At 39.8% G+C, this 18,254-nt stretch carries 16 protein-coding genes and 1 pseudogene; 4 read left to right on the forward strand and 13 right to left on the reverse strand.

Translation table 11 applies throughout. The annotated features are described in order from the left end of the window. Both BLV53_RS17105 and BLV53_RS17865 read left to right on the forward strand, forming a co-directional pair. Nucleotides 1-2,263 (forward strand): annotated as a pseudogene (locus BLV53_RS17105) (hypothetical protein); the annotation flags it as partial. A 155-nt stretch (nucleotides 2,264-2,418) separates the two neighbouring features. Continuing rightward, a complete protein-coding gene (locus tag BLV53_RS17865; RefSeq protein ID WP_170830876.1) occupies nucleotides 2,419-2,535 on the forward strand; it encodes a helix-turn-helix domain-containing protein in 117 nt (38 codons plus the stop codon). Nucleotides 2,536-3,074: 539 nt separating this feature from the next. Here the strand turns inward: BLV53_RS17865 and BLV53_RS14005 are convergent. The 11 genes from BLV53_RS14005 to BLV53_RS14050 form a co-directional block, all read right to left on the reverse strand. After that, complete coding sequence (locus tag BLV53_RS14005) at nucleotides 3,075-3,422, reverse strand: ATP-binding protein (RefSeq protein WP_242879112.1); 348 nt, start codon at nucleotides 3,420-3,422, stop codon at nucleotides 3,075-3,077. A 443-nt stretch (nucleotides 3,423-3,865) separates the two neighbouring features. After that, nucleotides 3,866-4,093 carry a hypothetical protein gene (locus BLV53_RS14010; RefSeq protein ID WP_090301958.1) on the reverse strand — a complete coding sequence of 76 codons (228 nt, stop codon included), beginning with the start codon at nucleotides 4,091-4,093 and terminating at the stop codon, nucleotides 3,866-3,868. Between the two features lie 196 nt (nucleotides 4,094-4,289). Beyond that, entirely contained in the window at nucleotides 4,290-4,682 is a 393-nt protein-coding gene (locus tag BLV53_RS14015) for a putative toxin-antitoxin system toxin component, PIN family (RefSeq protein ID WP_242879113.1), read from the reverse strand. Nucleotides 4,683-4,687: 5 nt separating this feature from the next. After that, complete coding sequence (locus tag BLV53_RS14020) at nucleotides 4,688-4,963, reverse strand: AbrB/MazE/SpoVT family DNA-binding domain-containing protein (protein ID WP_015550616.1); 276 nt, start codon at nucleotides 4,961-4,963, stop codon at nucleotides 4,688-4,690. 58 nt (nucleotides 4,964-5,021) lie between these two features. Then, nucleotides 5,022-5,174, reverse strand: coding sequence for a hypothetical protein (locus tag BLV53_RS17110; protein ID WP_170830877.1), 153 nt, complete (start codon nucleotides 5,172-5,174; stop codon nucleotides 5,022-5,024). Between the two features lie 229 nt (nucleotides 5,175-5,403). Then, on the reverse strand, nucleotides 5,404-5,745 hold the full coding sequence (locus BLV53_RS14025) for a MazG nucleotide pyrophosphohydrolase domain-containing protein (protein ID WP_090301963.1): 342 nt from the start codon (nucleotides 5,743-5,745) through the stop codon (nucleotides 5,404-5,406). A 1,275-nt stretch (nucleotides 5,746-7,020) separates the two neighbouring features. Then, complete coding sequence (locus tag BLV53_RS14030) at nucleotides 7,021-8,118, reverse strand: sugar kinase (RefSeq protein WP_090301965.1); 1,098 nt, start codon at nucleotides 8,116-8,118, stop codon at nucleotides 7,021-7,023. Between the two features lie 190 nt (nucleotides 8,119-8,308). Further along, complete coding sequence (gene uxaC, locus BLV53_RS14035) at nucleotides 8,309-9,709, reverse strand: glucuronate isomerase (protein ID WP_090301967.1); 1,401 nt, start codon at nucleotides 9,707-9,709, stop codon at nucleotides 8,309-8,311. Beyond that, the gene (locus BLV53_RS14040) at nucleotides 9,706-11,202 is read right to left on the reverse strand and encodes a mannitol dehydrogenase family protein (protein ID WP_090301969.1); all 1,497 of its coding nucleotides are present in this window, start codon (nucleotides 11,200-11,202) and stop codon (nucleotides 9,706-9,708) included. Before BLV53_RS14040 ends, uxaC begins: the two co-directional genes overlap by 4 nt. Nucleotides 11,203-11,208: 6 nt before the next feature. After that, the gene (gene uxuA / locus BLV53_RS14045) at nucleotides 11,209-12,282 is read right to left on the reverse strand and encodes a mannonate dehydratase (protein WP_090301971.1); all 1,074 of its coding nucleotides are present in this window, start codon (nucleotides 12,280-12,282) and stop codon (nucleotides 11,209-11,211) included. 217 nt (nucleotides 12,283-12,499) lie between these two features. Beyond that, nucleotides 12,500-13,141, reverse strand: coding sequence for a bifunctional 4-hydroxy-2-oxoglutarate aldolase/2-dehydro-3-deoxy-phosphogluconate aldolase (locus BLV53_RS14050; RefSeq protein ID WP_090301973.1), 642 nt, complete (start codon nucleotides 13,139-13,141; stop codon nucleotides 12,500-12,502). A gap of 232 nt (nucleotides 13,142-13,373) precedes the next feature. On the opposite strand from BLV53_RS14050, the gene BLV53_RS14055 reads away from it, so the two are divergent. Beyond that, entirely contained in the window at nucleotides 13,374-14,255 is an 882-nt protein-coding gene (locus tag BLV53_RS14055) for a helix-turn-helix transcriptional regulator (protein WP_090301975.1), read from the forward strand. Here the strand turns inward: BLV53_RS14055 and BLV53_RS14060 are convergent. Further along, on the reverse strand, nucleotides 14,235-15,395 hold the full coding sequence (locus BLV53_RS14060) for a MalY/PatB family protein (protein ID WP_090301977.1): 1,161 nt from the start codon (nucleotides 15,393-15,395) through the stop codon (nucleotides 14,235-14,237). The genes BLV53_RS14055 and BLV53_RS14060 overlap by 21 nt on opposite strands. A gap of 10 nt (nucleotides 15,396-15,405) precedes the next feature. Next, complete coding sequence (locus tag BLV53_RS14065; protein WP_170830878.1) at nucleotides 15,406-16,293, reverse strand: DUF3737 family protein; 888 nt, start codon at nucleotides 16,291-16,293, stop codon at nucleotides 15,406-15,408. 308 nt (nucleotides 16,294-16,601) lie between these two features. On the opposite strand from BLV53_RS14065, the gene BLV53_RS14070 reads away from it, so the two are divergent. Beyond that, nucleotides 16,602-18,254: a GGDEF domain-containing protein gene (locus tag BLV53_RS14070; protein ID WP_090301979.1), complete on the forward strand. Its 1,653-nt coding sequence runs from the start codon at nucleotides 16,602-16,604 to the stop codon at nucleotides 18,252-18,254.

Genomic DNA, 18,254 nt, shown 5'->3' on the forward strand with positions numbered 1-18,254 from the left:
GTTCTATGCTAAAATGAATCCTGATGTTGTTGCTGTTCTTGGCAACGATGCTAATGCTCTCTTTAACCACTTCTTACAATTTGGTATCAATGAAGGCAGACGCATTAATCCTTATTTCGATGTTAATGCTTACAAGAAAGCTTATCCTGATCTTGTTGCTGCTTTTGGCGATGATATTGCGGCTTACTACAATCATTTCGCTAACCATGGTATCTCTGAGCACAGAACTCTTGGTGGTTTCCCTGCTGAAAAGATTGTTCCGGGCGCAGCTGTTGCTTATTCCGGCTCTTCTAGCTCTTCTTCTTCCGGCGGCGGTGGTTCTTCTTCTTCTAAGCCTGCTACTAAGCCTGCTGATGAACAGGTTACTCCTACACCAGTTACCCCTGAGAAAGAGCCTGAGAAAGAGCCTGAAAAGGATCCAGAGCCTACTCCTGTTCCAGAGAAAACCGCAGAGGAAAAGGCTAAGGATGCCTTAGATAACGCTGTAAAGGCTGCTGAAGATGCTGATAAGGCTTTAAAAGAAGCTAATAAAGCCTATAGTGATGCCGCAGCAGAAGTAGGTAAGCAGGATGTTGATGGAAAAAACACAACAACTGATGGATTGTTGGCTGCTGTTGTGTCTACAGATGGTACTGCATCGATAGTAGCAGGTGAAAATAAACTTACATCTAGGGCTATTGCTTCTGCAAATTCTGCTATTGCTAAAGCACAAAACAATCCGACGGCATCTAATAAGCAAGATGCAATAAATGCTGCTACAGCAGCAGTACTTCAGGCAACCGACGAGTTACAAGCTGCTAATTCAAATGTTGCAGCCGCAGATAAGGCTCTTAAGGCCGCAGATAATGCCGTAAAAGCTGCACAAGCAGCGACAGTTGCAGCAGATGAAGCATTAGCTCAGGCAAAAAGTGCTAAGGTTGCTGCAGATGATAAAGTTGCTGCAGTTAAAGAGCAGATTAATGCAAATCGAACTAGATTAGCATTAGCACAACAAGCAGAGACGATTGCAAATCAGAATTTTACTAAGGTAAACGCTGAACAACAAGAAGCTGTAAAAGAAGCTTATGATGCACTTGTTGTTGCAGCTAAAGCTTTCGGTGATGATAATAAAGTTGATAATAATGATCTTGCTGTAGCTGATAAAATTAATAATGTTGTATCCAATAGTACAAAAGATAAACTTGATATAGCTTCAGCAAATCTAGTAGGAGAAATCGAAACAGCCCTTACCCTTGGTCAAGGAAATGGTACAATTAATGATTTGGATAGAGCTAAGAGTGCTTATACAAATGCTGCAAGCACAGCAGAGACTTCGCTTGTAAATGCTAAGAAAGCCCTATTAGAGTTGGTTCCAGGAGCAGAGTTTAATGCTGATGGTACTGTAACAGCCGAATCAGTTAATCGTGCAATGAGTGCCGGTGAGAATAAACTAAATTCGGATATTAAGGCTCAGTTTAAAGCTCTTAAAGATGCAATAGATGCAAAAAATAGTACAACACAAGGTACACCTTATTACGATTATGTGACTGAGTTAATCGACGATGCGCTTCAAGCTTTGGTTGATTTGGGATGCTATAAAGCCGGTCAAAACACGACTGCTTATCAAGAAGCAGAGGCTGATTTGATTAATAACGGTGCTTATATTGGTGATTCTACTAAACAAACTGCTGCATTTAATACAGCAAAAGTTGACTTTGATAAAAAATATAATGATAATCAGACTGGTATTAAAGCAGTTTACGATAATGCAGTTTCAGCTAAACAGGGTGCAGATACAAATGTAGAGAATCTTTCAAAATTAGTTGGAGCCTATGAAAAAGCTGATTTAGCAAACAAGGATGCTGAGAAGGAATATAAAGATGCTCAGACTACTTATAAGAATGTAAAAGCTTCTTCAGCAAAAGCAATTGAGGATGCACAGGAAGCGGTAGATGCTGCACATACTGAGGTAATTGTTATCCAGCAGGCGGTGACTTCATTAGAAACAACAGATACATATGATCATGATAATGATCCATTAACACCAGCTGTTACCAAGCTTGGGGCTGCACAAGATGAGGCTGCCAAAGCTGATGCTCAATTAGGAACAGCTGAACGCTTAGTCAAAGATACAGCAGACGAAGCTGAAAAAGCTGCCGAAAATAAAGAAGCTGCAGACGAAGCAAAGGCTGCTGCTGATGAAGCAAAAGCTACAGCCGAGCAGAACCTTGAGACAGCAAATGGCCAGCAGACAACAGCAAATGGTATTGTTGTAACAAATTAATAATAGATTAGTGAATGATATCATAATAAAAAGTGTTACATAGTTACTATTGTTTCGAGTCTAAAATAAAATTCGCTTAGTAGCAGGCGAACAGAATCGGGAGCTTTGGCGTAAGCCGGAGCTCCCTGTTTTGCTAAAGTTTGAGGATGAATGTTATGAAATACGAGAATATTGAACTACTCAGGTTGCGGCATGAGCTGACACAAGGGGAAGTAGCGGATGTCTTGGGATGCCATAGAGAGGTCTACCGGAGATATGAAAAAGGAACTTGAAAAATGCCTGTGAGCATGGCAATAAAGAAGGCACAGTTTGATCTGGTATCACTGGTTTACTTTTTTCCCAGAGTATGTGACAGAATAATCTGTTATCTCTGCGTTATGCTTTGTTATAAAATGTTATCCCCACGTTATTGATTGTGACTTTTTCAGGATAAAATATGTGTATTGTAAAATGTACCAAAGAATAAGATTGATGCATCACTCGCTGGTACATTTCTATTACAAAAGAATATGAATACTACTAAACGTCAGATTGGAACAGTAATCCAATGCTGGCGTTTTTTACATTAAATCAAGCTCTAGAAAAAGAGGATGAATAATAGATTTGTATAACCACCCTCCAAAAACCCATCAAAAAGAAATTCCATCAGAAACTTTGATTCACCCAAATTTGCTTAATAACAGGTTAACAATATGTAGCTGCCTACGAGGATTCAATTCTGATTTAGAATGTGTTGTTTCCTCAGAAGACATATTATTAACAATAGATGGTACTTTTTTTGCAAGGAATAGTTACAACAATAAAATTTTTCCTAAATGTAATAGCTTTTTCCATGCTCCGCAATAATAATAGTGGGTACTCCTCTTCCATATTTCTCACTTATATGAAGCTGTAAAAATATTTCAGACAGTTTTTCTTTAACAGGCACAGATTCTCCAAGAAAAAATCCTTCTTTTGTCTGAGCTGACACAAGAGTTCCTCTTAATAATATTCCTATTCTATCTGAAAATACTGATATCATAGGTTCATTTCTACTAACCTGATAATCATGAAGCACAGCATTGATAATCGCTTCACTGAATACTTTATTACTGAATAGTGGAACATCTTTTCTTTCGACCAATCTATTTGTTTCATCAGCCTGTATTATATTTGGCACATCTCCATACTACAGTAATGTATCTAAAGTATATAAAATACAATTATTTCCAAACTATCTTTAAAATCAAACCATTCTTGTTGTTCTGGCATTGAGCACAACTCTGTTATAGTTTCTTTTAAACCCATAAACTCACCGGCTTTCTGTATTCTTAGAAGAGTATAGAAGATCTAGAATAGGGTTGATAGGAAATTAGAACAAAAAGAGCACTACCAAATGGTAATGCCCATATATTTTTATATATTTTATTGCATAGAAAAAGGCTCTGGGCCCTCCGTTATCCAACAGTGGGTCGAGCCTGTACTTAACTATTTAATAACATGTTTTAGGGAAAAATCAACTCTAATTTGGGAATTCAAGTAATTGACCATTCTTTTATATTACTAGGCTTAATAAACGATATATCTTTTCCCAATGAAGCAAAATAATTCGCCGTCGCGAATTCATGCTTCTCTGGTGGAATTCTTAAATTCGAAACATCTACTCCGCCAGCCATTTTTCATCTGCTCCAGTGCAACCTTCTGAAGTTCTGGTGACAGCTGTTGCAAAATTAATAAAGCCTGATTTATTGTTTCATTTTTTTCTATTTCCCCATTCAACAAATAATCAACTATCGTTTCTAACGCTACTGCCATTCCTGCAAGCACATCTGCCAGTTTCTCCTGGCTCATTCCCTTCTCACTTATTCCTCCTGTTGAATCTGATGTATGTCTTTGGCAAACCGGTTTGTCCTCTTGACTACCTCATAATACGTTGTAATACCTTATGGTTCGATGTATGAACCGACAACAAAAGGTTGTCGCTATGAAAACCTTTATAAATAAAAAAGCACTACTATCATGAATAGTAATGCTCTATTATATCAATTTACATTTCCAAAAAAGTAGCTACGTTTATAATTCTTGGATCTTCAACCACTGCTTCTAAAAAATCCTTATCGCCCGTCAAGAATAAGTCCGCATGCGCATTTAGTGCTGCTCTAAGTATTGGTCTATCCTTAACATCTCGTATTTTTAATTCTGCTGCATTCATTTTTTTGGGAGTTTTGACAACTTTTATCGACTGTAAAGCAACATACAAAAACGCCTCTAGTTCCACTAATCTATCTGGAAATTTTTCTTGAAACTTTCTATGAAGTTCATCAACAACATAGTCACAAGTTATAGGTTGATATGGATAAGTTAGTGCCTTTCTCAATGCCTGAGCTACTTTTCCATTAGGAAATAACGCTGCTGAAATAAAAATGTTTGTATCGATCATCACTTTCACTCAGCATTTTCCTCCCTCCGTGATGCAGTAATCCAGTTTGCAACATCGTCCTCAGATAATAATCCCGCCTTTGAAGCTTCACCCTTCATTTGCTCTTGGAACCTTTTTAACGCATATACGGCCGAATTAACAACTTTAACTTCATTTCCTTCAACTATAAATGTCACCCTATCTCCAGTCTCAATACCCAACGCTGCTCTTACATTCTTAGGTATAGTGACCTGCCCTTTCGACATTACCTTTGCGTCATTTACAAATAATGTGCTTGCCATATTAACACCTCCTTTAAAAAGTAGGGAATTCCTACTTTTATTATAACTTGATATTAGGTTACTTACAATCTATTTTTATATTTTTTAATAGCTTTATCTGCTCTAATGCCACTTTCTGCAATTCTGGTGATAATCCTTCCATTATCTGTACCACCTGATTAATAGTCTCATACTCTTCCTTCTCTCCATTTAATAAGTAATCGATTGACAATAGCAATGCTTTTAATATTCTAGAAAACAAATATATATTTATAATAGAATATTCTAGAAATACCGTTTCTCAAATCTCAAAATTGTTGAATTTTAGGCAATTCTCACATCAAAAATTCTAGAATAATAATTATTATTCTTACTTTACATCAATATTATCATCTATAGTTAACTCTTACTTCTACCTTTTGCATTGCGATACAAGAGGGATTAAAATTTCATAACTGTTTCTACCAGCGATTCATATTCTTCTCAAACTTACTAGTGTAAGATTCTTTTAACTCATCGGCAGATATCCCATAGCAAAGCAAAACATCATTGTAATACATAAGCACATCAGCCATTTCTTCAATAAGATGATTACGCTCAGGATTGTCTATATCAGCTGCTTGAGGGCCATGCTTCTTAACTATATCAATAACCTCTCCAACTTCTCCAATCATCCAAAGTAGCTTGTTTTTACCAAATTCTGGAGAAATATGCTCCCATTTATCTTTGTACTTTTCCTGAAGTGCTTTCTGCATTTCAAGCATTTCATTTATTCCAAAATCAAACTGTCCTAAAAAACACATTGGTGCCTGACCCCATTACGAAAATGTTACAAAATGGAATAGACATTGGTGACTGATTCGATGTGGTCAACAAGAGCTGCAAAGCCAGTAAAAAAGGCTTTGCAGCTTATTCTTTAATTGGAAAAACGCAGTTTTTCGCAATAGGGCCACTTACGGTATCTCACTATCACATAAAACATAGAGCGAATCAAAGTAAATATTTTTGTGCCTTCTGAACGTAACCCTGACACGAAAAATCCCTCGATTCCACATGCTACATGCCATCTAGAGTCAAATCCGACACGTATAATTCATTTTATCCTATTATTACGTGTCGTTAGACTATCTATTTAACACGAAAAATCCTTTCAATCCCCTTTCTACGTGCATTCTAGTTCCGATTCGGGCACGTGAATTCTATTTTTCCCTCTATCTTCGTGCTTTCTGAAGGTAACCCTGACACGAAAATTCCCTTGATTCCACATGCTACATGCCATCTAGAGTCAAATCCGACACGTATAATTCATTTTATCCTATTATTACGTGTCATTAGCCTATCTATTTGACACGAAAAATCCTTTCAATCCCCTTTCTACGTGCATTCTAGTTCCGATTCGGGCACGTGAATTCTATTATTCCCTCTATCTTCGTGCTTTCAATCTTTTTGTAACAACGGTGCCAGTAGAAATCAGAGATGAGGCAGTTAAAGAAAGAGATGCTGAAACAATGTTGGTGACTGAATCCGATGTGGTCAATTAAAGTTGCAAAGCCAGTAAAGTAAAATTAAGGCTTTGCAGCTTTTTAGTTTGCGCGCCTATCACTGTTTACCGAGTACAAATTTACGCTGCCACTTATATTTCTTCAATTGAAAATCATAATATTATATTGTACAATGAAGGCACAAAAAAGGTGCTACCGATAGACGGTCAGCCCTTTGGTTATTATCACTTAATGAAGAAGTAATCGAACCTTAGGCAGAGGCGATTACTTCTTTTTCTTATGGTCTTTTCCATAGCTAACTCCAATAGAAAAGCAGGTTAATCCAAATCATATAATTGCAATGAAATCACATATACCCATAAGCAAGCCCTCCTGATATCTATTTCCGGTAAACCCGGATTTTAAGGTAATCAGGAGGGTACGCCCTCACTAATTCAAGGGTCACTCTCCTACCGCTTGTTTTGTAATCTATAGATGTGCCTGTGTAAATCATACATCTTCAATGAATTATAAAATCAAAAAAAGAGCCCTTCGATATTGCTCAAGGGCTCTGAAATATTAAAGCTTAGAATGTAATTAACGCTTTACTCTGGCGCCGGCGCCGCCCATGATGGCTTCTACTTCGGCACAGGTGGCCATGGTGGTGTCGCCTGGTGTTGTCATGGCGAGGGCTCCGTGGGCTGTTCCGTACTCTACGGCCTTTGAGGCATCGCCTGTGGTCATGAGTCCGTATACAAGGCCTGATGCAAATGAATCACCGCCGCCTACTCTATCGAGAATCTCAAGTCCCTTGTAGTCCTTGGCCTTGAAAATCTCACCATCTGCCCAGCAAAGTGCAGACCAGTCGTTGACTGTGGCAGTCTTTACTGTACGAAGAGTGGTAGCTACTACCTTGAAGTTTGGATAAACCTTTGCTGCTTCATCTATCATCTTCTTGTAGCCTTCAATGTTTAACTCCTTAAGGTTGGCATCGTTTCCTTCGATTTCAAAACCAAGGCAGGCTGTGAAGTCTTCTTCGTTTCCAATCATCACATCCACGTACTTTGCGATTTCTTTATTTACTTCTTGAGCCTTTGCCTGACCGCCGATGGCAGACCACATTGAAGCTCTGTAGTTTAAGTCGTAGGATACGATAGTTCCATATTTTTTTGCGGTCTTGATAGCCTTTATTACGGTGTCTGCAGATGTTTCAGAAAGAGCTGCATAAATACCGCCAGTGTGGAACCATCTTACACCAAGCTCACCAAAGATATAGTCAAAATCAAAATCTTCAGCTGTGGCCTGAGAAATAGCTGTGTTTGCTCTATCCGAACAGCTAAGTGCGCCTCTAATTCCAAAGCCACGCTCAACAAAATTAATTCCGTTTCTGCACTCTCTTCCGATACCATCTGTCTTTTTCCAATTGATAAGCTTTGTGTCTACGCCACCCTGGAGGATGAAGTCTTCCACAAGATGTCCTACTTCATTATCTGCAAAGGAAGTAATGACAGCTGTATCCATGCCAAAGCATCTGCGAAGTCCACGGATTACGTTATATTCTCCGCCACCTTCCCATACCTTAAACTCTCTGGCTGTGCGGATGCGGCCTTCGCCTGGATCAAAGCGCAGCATTACCTCACCTAAAGATACAGCATCATATTTACAATCTTTTTTGTCTCTTAAATTCAAGTTCATTATTCTCTCTCCTAGTCCGAGTCCGCTGTCCAAAAGGGCCATGCTACATCTCACATGTCGCCACGCTCTCGCTCTTTCCAGAACGTAGCCACACTAAATTCGCGCAAGCGCTCATTAAGTGTAGACGTTCTTCTATGGGCTCCATTGTGAGATGTAGCATGCCCCTTTCGGGCAGCTCATCTATATGTTGTTAAAAGTTGAAATAATCTACGGCGTTGGTTCCGCATATGCGTTTTACGAGTGTAGCAAGATATGCTTCGTCGTTTGGATATTCGCCGTTTTCTACCCAAGTTCCTATCTTGTTGCACAGGATGCGACGGTAGAGTTCGTGGCGTGGGAATGAAAGGAAGCTACGGGAGTCTGTGAGCATTCCAACTGATGTGGAAATAAGTCCTGTGTCGGACATAGACTCGATTTGTCTTTCCATTCCGTTTTTATGGTCGCAGAACCACCAGGCTGCACCAAGCTGCACCTTACCCTTTATTCCTGACTCGTTGCTGCAGAAGGTTCCAGCCATAGCCGCAAGCATTTCTGTATCCTTTGGATTCAGGCAGTAAAGAATAGTCTTTGGCAACTCGTCGTTTTCATCCATTGCTGAAAGGAGTGCTGCAAGCTGTGGTGCATAGTTGAAATCGTTTAATGCATCAAAGCCTGTGTCAGGGCCAAGTGTCTTGAAGAAACGCGCTGAATTGTTTCTGATGGCGCCAATGTGCAGCTGCATTACAATGCCTCGCTTTGCGTACATACGGCCAAGTTCTGTAAGCATGTAGCCTCGGAATTTACCTTCCTGCTCTTCTGAAAGCTTTACGCCTGCAAGACGTATCTTTAAGATTTCATCTACTTCTCTTTTGTTTGTAGGAACAAAGAACAGACTTTCAAGGCTATGATCAGAAACTCTACATCCATTTTCCATAAAGAACTCTAACCGAAGTTCAAGAGCCTTAAGCAAGGATTCTGTGTCATCGATTCTGAATTCAACAAGCATGCTTAAATCATCGATGTAATTTTTGAAGCCTTCCTTTTCAATACCCAGAGCCTTTTCTGGACGAAAGCTTGGAAGTACCTTTATTTCAAAACCATCCTCACGGATTTTTTTGTGCCACTCAAGGCTATCCTTGGGATCGTCTGTAGTACAAAGGACAGACACATTTTGCATTCTAAGGAGATTTCTAACGGAGTATTCCTTCTGTCGTAATTTTGAATTACATTCATCCCAGATTTCCTTTGCGGTGTCTGGTGTAAGAGGCATTGTAATTCCAAAATATCTTTGGAGCTCAAGGTGAGTCCAGTGATATAGAGGATTGCCAATCAAATTCTGCACAGTATCTGCCCATGCAAGAAATTTATCAAATGGAGCCCCGTCTCCAGTGATAAGCTTTTCTGAAACACCATTGGCTCTCATGGCGCGCCACTTATAGTGGTCGCCACCAAGCCAAACCTCTGCCATATTGTCGAAACACTCATCCTCATAGATTTCTCTAGGGTTTAAGTGGTTGTGAAAATCAATAATTGGCTCATCTTTAACAGATGCAAACAGTTTCTTTGCCGTATCATTATAAAGGAGGAAATCATCGTCCATAAACTTCATCATACTGCCTCTAATTCCTTTCTGATATTACCCTGGCCCTTCATCTTTGAATATACTTCAAGGATTCTCTTGCCCATGGTGTCTTCATATAAATCAACGCCAAATACGTCTTTACGTTTTAATACATCCTTTGCAGGAAGACCCTTCAATTCCTCAAGAAGTGGGTCTGGGCTCTGCTCAAAAGACTTACCTTCGTCATCAATTCCTTCGAGGTATCTTAAGTAACCAGCCAATACAAGTGTTACCACCTTAAGATTTTCTGTAGAAAGTGATGAGTTGCTTCTATATGCTTTGATTGTCTCTCCGAAACGAATTGGAAGCTTCTGTGATGTATCGCAGGCAATTCGCTGTGGAGTATCTGGCATAAATGGATTCGGAAGTCGCTTTGTAAGCACAGCATTTAAGAACTTTTCTGGAGAAAGTACCTTAGGGTCCACTACTACCTTCATTCCCTCTTCCTTACCAAGCTTTGTCACGAGCTTCTTTAAGGCCTCATCATCCATTTCATCATGGATTGTGTCATAACCAAGGAGACATCCAAAGATGGCCAGTGCTGTGTGAAGTGGATTTAAGCATGTGCAAACCTTCATCTTTTCAGTCTTATCTACTGTCTCTCTGTCTGTAAAAATGATGCCAGCCTTTTCAAGGGCTGGGCGGCCATTAGGGAATAAATCCTCCACTACCAGGTATTCTGTCTCCTCCGCATTTACGAAGTTGGCTACATAGGTGTGCTTGCTGGTAACTATTGGCTCTGCGCCTTCAACGCCATCATCGATAAGCATCTGCTTTACTGTGTCATCTGGTCTTGGTGTGATTTTATCAATCATTGTGAGTGGAAATGCAACTAGAGATGGAGTTTCAAGATAGCTAACAAATCCTGCATCACATTTGCCCTCCTTGAACCACTCCTGTGCAAGCTCAAGCACTGCCTCTTTAAGCTTGTCTCCATTGTGTGAGCAGTTGTCCATGCTGACGATAGAAATAGGAAGGCTACCCGCCTTGTATCTTTCTAAGATAAGACCTACTACCTTTGTCATATAAGCTCTGGTCTTATAGCCTTTTTCTGTGATTGTAAAGCTTACCATCTGAAGTGATGGAGCTCTAAAGATTTCACGAAGTCGCTCAATTTCTTTTTCGTTATCCTCATCAAGAATGCAGGATTCTGCAATTGAACCTACTACTGTTTTTTCTACGCTTCCGTCTGCCTTTAGTGTTGCAAGGATGCTTAGGTTGTCACATGGTCTGTTGTACTTTTCGATGATTTCATAATCATAGCCTTCAGCTACAATGAGACCTGTATCTAAAACGCCCTCATTTAAAAGCTTCTCTACCGCATTTGCCTGGAAGGCTCTGAAAATATTACCTGCACCAAAGTGAATCCATGTAGGATTTGACTTCGTATTTGCGATAATTGTTTCTCTGTCATATTGAGGAAGCTTATAGCCTTTTTCCTCCCAAGCCTTTCTATCCTTCAATCCTTCATTTGTAAGTTTCATTTCCCATTAACCCCTTTTACTATTCTTCTCGATTGCTTCCCACAATCCATTGATATATGTTGCACCAAGTGCTCTGTCATAAAGTCCGTATCCAGGCATAGCCTTTTCACCCCAAATCATACGACCATGATCTGGGCGGATTGGACCTGTAAATCCGATATCATAAAGTGCCTTTACGATTTCATACATATCAAAGCTTCCATCGCTTGAAAGATGTGCAGCCTCCTCGAAATCTGTTGGTGTATTAAACTTAAGATTTCTTACATGTGCAAAATGAATACGTCCCTTAAGACTTCTAATCATTGCTGGTAAATCATTTTCAAGGTTTGTTCCATATGAACCTGAGCAGAAGGTTACACCATTGTGTGGGTTATCTACCATCTTCATCATTCTCTGGATATTCTCCTGATTTATAATGATACGTGGAAGACCAAATACAGGCCATGCTGGGTCATCTGGATGAATAGCCATGTTGATATCATATTCATCACAGACTGGCATGATTCTCTCTAAGAAATATTTGAGGTTTTCAAATAAGTCTTCATCTGTTACATCCTTGTATTCCTCAAAAAGTTCTTTAACATGAGCAAGTCTATCTGGCTCCCAACCTGGCATCACTGAACCGTTTGTATCACCTGCGATAGAGTTAAACATTTCCTCTGGAACCAACGCATCTACGGCCTCCTGTGTGTATGCAAGCACTGTAGAACCATCTGGTCTTTTTCTTGCAAGCTCTGTTCTAGTCCAGTCAAACACTGGCATGAAGTTATAGCACACAAGGTGGATGTCTTCCTCACCAAGGTTTCTCAATGTCTCAATATAGTTATCAATTAACTGATCACGGCTTGGCTTGCCAAGCTTGATATCCTCATGTACATTTACACTTTCAATACCTGCTACCTTAAGGCCTGCTGCCTCAACCTCTGCCTTCATGGCCTTGATGCGCTCGCGGCTCCATACTTCGCCTGGCTTGGTGTCATACAATGTAGTGATTACACCTGTTACTCCAGGGATTTGTCTAATTTGCTCCAAGGTTACGGTATCAAAATCCTTTCCGTACCATCTAAGTGTCATTTCCATTTTTCTATCCTCCAAAGGTTATCTCTCGCCTGTAAGAATACAATGTGGCAGCCTAGGTTATCTCTCGCCTGTTACGCTATCAAGCTTTATATCTCTACGGTCAGCTTAGAATGCTTCCCTTAAGAGACATAAATCTTGACAGCTACAGGCTATATGTACGCTGTGTAGCCACATTGTATTCTTACAGGCTATTTGTACGCTGTGTAAATAGCAGTCTTTATCCACGCACTTCTCTTACGATGTCTGAAGCTTCGTGGGTTAGGGTTTTGATGGCCTCGAAGTTGCCTGACGCGATAAGGTCTCCCTTTACCATCCATGTACCACCACAGGCTACGATGCGGTTGTATTTTAAGTAGTCGCGGACGTTTTCTTTGTTGATGCCACCTGTTGGCATGAAGTGAAGCTTTGTGTATGGTGCTGAAACGGCTTTGATCATTGGAAGGCCACCGGCTGGCTCGGCTGGGAAGAACTTTACAAAATCAAGTCCAAGCTCCATTGCCTGCTCCATTTCTCCTGGTGTCTGAACACCTGGACAAACTGGATAGCCTTTTTCGATACAGTAATGTACAACAGTTGGATTGAAGCCTGGTGCAACGATGAATTTTGCTCCTGCTGCCATAGCTCTGTCTACCTGCTCTGTTGTAAGTACTGTTCCTGCACCTACTAGCATATCAGGGAAGTCATGTGATAAAATCTTGATTACTTCCTCTGCTGCTTCTGTTCTAAATGTAACCTCAGCTGCTGGAAGACCACCATCCATAAGTGCCTGTCCAAGTGCGTGTGCATCTTTGGCGTCTTCTAAAACAACTACTGGGATTATTCCTATTTTTTCGAATTTGTTTTTGATTTCCTCGTACATTTTTCTTCTCCTTCTTCAGGTGTAGCCCTCATCAGTCAGCTGAGCGCTGACAGCTTCCCACTCGCCGTGGTTGCAGATAACGCTAAAGCATTATCTCATCCCCACAGGGGGAAGCCTTTTGGTTTTTGGTTACCTTTTATGTGTATAAGGATACAGGCTGAGGCTATTTTTTTGTATTGTTGAGGTTGCGGGGTACATTGCAAAATTTGCTATTGTATGCTACTTTTATAATATGAAAAAGAATATAAAATCAGAATTTAGTACAAGACAATATATGCTTTCCAGGGACTTTGAGATCTATTATTACAGTGACAGCAAGCTTCCTGATGTGCACGCCCACACTCATGATTACTATGAGTTTTACTTCTTCATCGATGGTCACATCATCATGCACATCGATGGCAAAGAGTTCACTCCTACACCTGGCACACTCATTATCATCCCGCCTAAAATGAAGCATTACGCCAGGCTTGTGGATGGTTCCATTCCGTATAGACGAATTGTTTTCTGGGTTACAAAAGCTTTCCTTGAAACTCTTTCCACCATCTCAAATGACTATATGTATCTGGCAGAAAAAACTAAGGATGACAGATTTTTTATCCATAAATTTACAGATATTGAGTTCAACACCATTCAGGGAAAGGTCTTTACACTTATTGATGAGACCCACTCCAACAGGTTTGGCAAAGATGCCAAGATTCTATTATCCGTAAGTGATTTCATCCTCAGCATAAACAGAATGGTATATGAAGCTTTGACTCCTGACGCAATTGATGAAGAATCAGATACACTTTATCAGAGCATCATCCAATACATAGAAAATCACATTGACGAATCTCTATCACTTGATATTTTGTCGGACAAGCTTCACGTCAGTAAATACCATATCTCCCATCTGTTTACGGAGACCAATGGAATGCCACTTCATAAATACATAACAAAAAAGCGCCTCGACATGTGTCGAGACGCCATTCTAAGCGGTCAGGATATTTCACTGGTTGCTGAAGCCTACGGCTTTGCAGATTATTCTGTTTTCTATCGTGCCTTTGTCAAAGAGTACGGCAAATCACCTAAGAAATATCGTGATGAAATATTAAGAAACAATAATAGCTGACTTCAGTCTGGCAAGGCCATCCTCAAGGGTGGCTTTGCTGCAGGCTACATTCATGCGCAAGAAATCCTTGCCACAATCACCATAAGCAGTGCCCGCTGAAAGATAAAGCCCTGTATCCTTGCGAATATTAGCTGCAAGCACCTTGCTGTTTATTCCAAGTGAGCTCACATCAATCCATAGTAAATATGTGGCATCTCCACGAACCACATGTAGCGCAGGGATATTTTCATCCACAAACGACTCCACTCTTTTTCTATTTTCAAAGAGGTATTCTCTAACCTCGTCAACCCACTGTCCACCATGGTTAAAGGCAGCTACTGCTGCATGGGCAGCAAATACATTTGGCTCTGCCACCTCATCGGTGTTAATACCTCTCCATACCTTGTGACGCAGGAATTTGTTTGGCACAAAAATAGCTGCCGTCTGAATGCCAGGAATACTAAAGGTCTTGGTTGGGGCAATGCAGGTGATGCTAATATCCTTGCAGGTGTCTGAAACACTGGCAAATGGAACATAATCCTTACCAGGCTCTGTCAGGTCACAGTGAATCTCATCTGAAATGACAGTTACGCCATACTTAAATGCCAGTTCACCAACCTTTGCCAAATCCTCTTTGCTCCATATTTTGCCTACTGGATTGTGAGGATTGCAAAGAATCATAAGGCTAGCCTGAGGATCTGACATTTTTGCCTCAAGGTCTACAAAATCCATGGAGTAAACGCCATTTTCATAATGCAATGGGCTCTCAAGTGGCTTGCAGCCGTTATTTACAATGCTATTGAAAAATATATTATATACAGGAGTCTGAATAATTACCTTTTCATTTGGAGTAGTTAGCTTACGCACTATAGACGAGATGGCAGGTATTACACCTGTGCAAAACATCAGCCACTCTTTTTCAATTTCAAAATCGTGACGATTCTTCCACCAATTGATGTATGCCTCATACCAGTCATCATTTACGTCTGTATATCCAAACACGCCCTCTGCCACACGCTGCTGCAACGCTTCAATGATTTCTGGTGCTGTCTGAAAATCCATATCAGCCACCCACATTGGGAGCTCGTTTTCAGCCACATCCCACTTCATTGAATCTGTGCCACGTCTGTTTACCGGTGCGTCAAAATTGTATTTGCCCATTTTATGTCTCCTATTTTCTGTCTCGTCTCCACTCTACAACTTCTTCTTTTTTACCTACAGCCTGACAGGAAATAACTGTCTTGGCAGGATCAACTAAATCAGGCTCAACGATAAGTGTCTCAATTTCAGGAGCTGAGATTGTGCCGCTGATTGGATTGAATACACTGTCGATTTTTGTAGTGATTTCAGCATTTGCATTTTCCACATATTCAAATGCTAAGGTTGTATTAATAAGCTTGCAGTTTTTCATTGTAAGATTGTCGATGTAGCAGAAGCCCTGTAAGCTTTCGATAGTGCAATTTACAAATGTAAGGTTCTTTGAGTTCCAGCCTAAATATTCGCCACAGATGTATGAATCGTAAACTGTAACATTTTCTGTGTTCCAGAATGAGTCCTTTGAAAGAAGCACTGAATTTCTAACTGTGATATCTTTAGCACCGTCAAAGGAATAGTTGCCATCAAGCTTTAGTCCATCAACCTCGATGTTTTCAGAGTTCATAGCAAAATAGTGACCCTTAGCTGAAACATTTTTAAGGGTAATGTTCTTGCAGTTCCAGAAGGTTTCCTCAGCATTTGTCAGCTGAACATTTTCAAGGGTAACTCCATCACAGCGTCTAAAATTCTTTGGAGCTGTAATTAAAGAATCCTTTACCACGATATTGTTTGTATACCAAACACCTGAACGCCCCATCTCAAGCCAGTTACAGTGCTCCACCTTGATATTGTTTGAATACCAGATTGGGTACTTGTATTTGAACTGAGAATCGTAAATCTCTATATTTTTGCTTTCCTTTAAAGGGGACTCTCCTTCATCAAAAATGGAGTCATAAATCTTTGCTCCATCCTCTGCATAAAGAGCTCGCTCACCTTTAAAAAACTGCTGTCTATATTCTTTCATAATGATAATAACCTCCAAACAATCATCTATTGATATCTTACTCCCTGTAGGCGCAGTTCCGTCAATAGATTTCACAAATACTTCTAATAATTCCCTGGAAAATTATAGCACGATATTTCAATTTTGTAAAATCTAATTGCGTTACCCCTCTTTTTTTTGTGAATTGCATTCCTGCACAATAATTCATGATAGCAAAAGAGTTAACATAATTTCATATATATCGTCAATTTTTTTTCATAATTGAAAACTATAATATGATTAATGTATTTTGACTTACTGTGGCCTTTTGCGTGGTTTAAAGGAATAATATGCAAAAAAATGCGATAAAAAGGATACTAATTGCATATCTGGCCATATTAGCTGCTATATGTCTATTGCAGCTGTCTTACCATGTAAATCTTCAAATCGAAAAAGTAGCTAATCATCAAACCGCCGAAAAGCTATTAACTAAGGATTGGGATTCCGTGTGGAATCATATGGATGAAAATCTAAAAGATATAACGACACTCACAAAGGCTAGATCTCTAACCCCGGAAGATGCAGGTGAGCTTTATGAAAGGGCTGCACTAATCTATTTTAGTAAAGGGGATACTGTAAACTACTTCCAGAATCTAGGCTACGCCCTGTACTACCTCAAGCAAAGCGATGATTATGATCACACAATCAATGTATATCTGGATTTAGCCAATTTCTTTTTAAATAACTATTCTAATGAAGAAGCAATGGCCATGTTTGAAGCTGCTCAGAAGGTGCGCCCGTTTGAAGAAATTGAAGATATCCAGGTGAAAAGTTATGCCTATAGAATGCTTGGAATAATGTCCATTTTAAAGCTGGAATATAATGACGCTGAAACCTATTTTAACAAATCTCTGAGGCTTTTAGAGGAAAGTAACAACGGCTCATTTGAGGAGCAATATACCGCCATGACGGAAATATGGCTGTCGAGGGTATACGAAGAAACAGGCCGTCTACCTAAATGCAAAGAAGTATTAGATAAATGGTCCGACTATTTCATGTTTGAGTCAGACAAGTTCCAGAATATATATCTGAGAGACTTCATCATTCCATACTATCAGGCCAAATGCTACTATCTTTGTGCTGAAAACATTAAAGAAAGAAATAATGCTACACCAGAGGAAAATGAAGCTAGAGCCAGAGCTGTAATAGACTATATTCATGAATTCATGACACTATGCGAGGAAAATCATTACGAGAAAGCCGAGCTATATACACTACTTAAAATCCAAAGAGAATATCCTACCAGAAATGAAGAAATACAGACTGAGCTGTATCAGGTTGTGGATGAACTATATTCAAATATTTACACCCAACAAAACAAAACCTACGCCTCTGTCATAAATTCTATTGTAAGCAACTCCTTGGATGAGCTAAGGGTGAGGGATAGCGAGTTTTCAAAAAATATAACCAGATTAAGACTGTTTTTATTTTCACTATTGGTAGTCAGCCTGTTCATCCTGCTTATCATTATCCTGCTTATAAACAATCGTATGGATGGCATGACAGGGCTTCTTAGCCGAAGAATTTTCGACACTGACATTAAGCGATACGCCCGCACAAACTCCGAATATGGAGTTATTATGCTTGATATAGACAATTTCAAAAATATCAACGACTCCTACGGCCACCCTGAGGGTGACATTGTTATCCGGCGTTTGTCTCAGCTGATATCAAAGGAGACCACCTCGGGAATCAAAGCCTACAGATATGGTGGCGAAGAATTTTCCATTATTGTAGACAAATCTGAACTTCCTTATATCGATAAGATTGCTGAGCGGATACGAAACTATATGGAACAACAGGGTTGGGAGTTTGATCCTAATATTGTAATCACTCTAAGTATAGGTATTGCTGTAGGCATCGGCGAAAATATAGTAAAACTGGCAGATGACAATCTGTATATCTCAAAGCAAACAGGGAAAAACAGAGTTACACATTTATAA

Origin of the sequence: Pseudobutyrivibrio sp. ACV-2 (assembly GCF_900107545.1) — a bacterium.
Taxonomy (GTDB): Bacteria; Bacillota; Clostridia; order Lachnospirales; family Lachnospiraceae; genus Pseudobutyrivibrio.

Excerpts from the sequence above, each read along its gene's own strand:
- BLV53_RS14020 (WP_015550616.1), bottom strand. The coding sequence starts at position 4,963 with ATGGCAAGCACATTATTTGTAAATGACGCAAAGGTAATGTCGAAAGGG.
- BLV53_RS14010 (WP_090301958.1), bottom strand. The coding sequence starts at position 4,093 with ATGAGCCAGGAGAAACTGGCAGATGTGCTTGCAGGAATGGCAGTAGCG.
- BLV53_RS14025 (WP_090301963.1), bottom strand. The coding sequence starts at position 5,745 with ATGTGTTTTTTAGGACAGTTTGATTTTGGAATAAATGAAATGCTTGAA.
- BLV53_RS14070 (WP_090301979.1), top strand. The coding sequence starts at position 16,602 with ATGCAAAAAAATGCGATAAAAAGGATACTAATTGCATATCTGGCCATA.
- uxaC (WP_090301967.1), bottom strand. The coding sequence starts at position 9,709 with ATGATGAAGTTTATGGACGATGATTTCCTCCTTTATAATGATACGGCA.
- uxuA (WP_090301971.1), bottom strand. The coding sequence starts at position 12,282 with ATGGAAATGACACTTAGATGGTACGGAAAGGATTTTGATACCGTAACC.
- BLV53_RS14055 (WP_090301975.1), top strand. The coding sequence starts at position 13,374 with ATGAAAAAGAATATAAAATCAGAATTTAGTACAAGACAATATATGCTT.
- BLV53_RS14050 (WP_090301973.1), bottom strand. The coding sequence starts at position 13,141 with ATGTACGAGGAAATCAAAAACAAATTCGAAAAAATAGGAATAATCCCA.
- BLV53_RS14065 (WP_170830878.1), bottom strand. The coding sequence starts at position 16,293 with ATGAAAGAATATAGACAGCAGTTTTTTAAAGGTGAGCGAGCTCTTTAT.
- BLV53_RS14060 (WP_090301977.1), bottom strand. The coding sequence starts at position 15,395 with ATGGGCAAATACAATTTTGACGCACCGGTAAACAGACGTGGCACAGAT.
- BLV53_RS17865 (WP_170830876.1), top strand. The coding sequence starts at position 2,419 with ATGAAATACGAGAATATTGAACTACTCAGGTTGCGGCATGAGCTGACA.
- BLV53_RS14015 (WP_242879113.1), bottom strand. The coding sequence starts at position 4,682 with ATGATCGATACAAACATTTTTATTTCAGCAGCGTTATTTCCTAATGGA.
- BLV53_RS14030 (WP_090301965.1), bottom strand. The coding sequence starts at position 8,118 with ATGAACTTGAATTTAAGAGACAAAAAAGATTGTAAATATGATGCTGTA.
- BLV53_RS14040 (WP_090301969.1), bottom strand. The coding sequence starts at position 11,202 with ATGAAACTTACAAATGAAGGATTGAAGGATAGAAAGGCTTGGGAGGAA.